At 45.2% G+C, this 1,808-nt stretch carries 1 protein-coding gene and 1 pseudogene; one reads left to right on the top strand and one right to left on the bottom strand.

All coding sequences use genetic code 11. The features are described from left to right. The first annotated feature begins 127 nt into the window (after nucleotides 1-127). Nucleotides 128-1,420 (top strand): iron-containing alcohol dehydrogenase, encoded by a 1,293-nt coding sequence (locus AB4653_RS09310; RefSeq protein WP_102258608.1) that lies wholly within the window; start codon nucleotides 128-130, stop codon nucleotides 1,418-1,420. Between the two features lie 140 nt (nucleotides 1,421-1,560). Here AB4653_RS09310 and AB4653_RS09315 read toward each other — a convergent pair. Continuing rightward, nucleotides 1,561-1,808: pseudogene (locus AB4653_RS09315) on the bottom strand (transcriptional regulator HexR); the annotation flags it as partial.

The raw sequence follows: 1,808 nt of genomic DNA on the forward strand, positions 1-1,808 counted from the left end.
CCGAGATTGTGTTGTAAATACGAAAATCAAATTTCAAATGTAAAATCCAAGAGACCAATTTCCAGAAATCAATTTTCTAAAAACCAAGAGTTCGCAGTTTTGTTCGGTCATAGGCGCAGGAGGCACCATGTTTCAATTTATGACATCTACAAAGATCATCTTTGGTGATGGAGCACTCTCCGCTTCATTGTCTCTCTTTAATCAATACGGTTACAGCGTGCTATTGGTGACTGGCAATACATTAGAGCGCACTTCAATAGTTACTGACTATCTCGATGCACAGAGTATGCGCTATCAACACATTGCCGTTTCCGGTGAACCTAATATCAAAATGGTTGAGGAGGCTGCTATTTCCGCACGTCGATTTAAGCCAGATATGGTTGTCGCTATGGGGGGCGGTAGTGCCATCGATATGGGCAAGGCGTTGGCTGCGGTTTTACCTAATCAAGGTAATTTGTATGACTATGTTGAAGTCGTTGGGCGTAATGTCCCTCTTAAAACCAAACCGCTTCCGTTCATTGCGATTCCAACCACAGCGAGTACAGGTGCAGAAGTCACTAAAAACGCGGTGCTGAAATCAGGGCAAGACCAAGTGAAAATCAGCCTTAGAAACCCAGACATGCTGGCTGACGTTGCGATTGTTGACCCAACCCTAACTCATGGTACGAATCTGTATTTGTCGGGGCGAGGTGCTATGGACGCATTTACCCATCTAATGGAAGCCTATGTGTGCGGTGAACCGAACCCACTGACTGATATGATCTGCGAAGAAGGCTTACGTAAGCTGAGTGGTTCTGTCATTCAGGCGTGTATCTACGATGAACCTCAAGCGCGTTCTGATCTCGCGTTTTCCTCTATGTTAGGGGGAATAGCGATAACTAACGCCAAACTTGGCGCTGCGCATGGTTTGGCTTCTGCGCTAGGTGGCAAAATCTCGGCTCCTCATAGTGTGATAACTGCACGTTTAGCACCATTTGTGATGTTAGAGAATATAGCTGCTGCGAAGGAGCAGCAGAGATGTGACATCCTAGCGCGTTATCAGCGAATTTCTCAGATAGTGACAGGTAACGTAGAAGCAACTGAGGAAGAGGCAATTTCTTGGTTGTCTGAAGTGTTGGATACGCTCAAGCTTCCAAGCTTACTGGAATTTGGTGTCTGTGAAGCCCAATTTGATGAGGTGTCAGCCGACGCGCTCAAATCAGTGGCGATTAAAGGGAACCCTTTACCGCTGAACCAAGAACGGCTCGTACGTATTCTGAAGAAGGTTTGCGAGAAGTGCGGTTGTGTAGAAGGGCTTCATGAGGGAGCTTTAATGAATCAAATTGAGCAAGAGCCTACTGCTGAGTCGAGCTTTACCATTATCAATTCTTATGCGTCTGAGAACAGCGTGGTTGAGAAGGGCAATAGCTGGACTATCTAACAGTCTTCAATCTGCTCTCGGCATAACTAGACACACTATAATTAATCACAGCACAAACCCATTTAAACAGACAAATAAAAACGGAGCGCTAGGCTCCGTTTTTCAATTGAATATAATTCTTAAGCTCACATCTTAACAGATTAGAACTGAGAGTACTTTTCGTAACGTGAATCACGAAGTGACTCTTTTACTCGCTTCAGATTCTCTCGGAAGCCAGAACCACGACGAAGCGTAAAGCCTGTTGCTAACACATCGATAACCGTCATCTGAACAACACGACTTGCCATTGGCATGTAAACGTCAGTGTCTTCCGGTACATCCAATGAGATAGACAGAGAACTCGCTTTATCTAGCGGAGAGTCTTTTGCTGTGATAGCGATAACTGTCG

The organism is Vibrio sp. 10N.222.48.A3, assembly GCF_041475345.1.
In the GTDB taxonomy this organism is placed as follows: Bacteria; Pseudomonadota; Gammaproteobacteria; order Enterobacterales; family Vibrionaceae; genus Vibrio; species Vibrio tasmaniensis_A.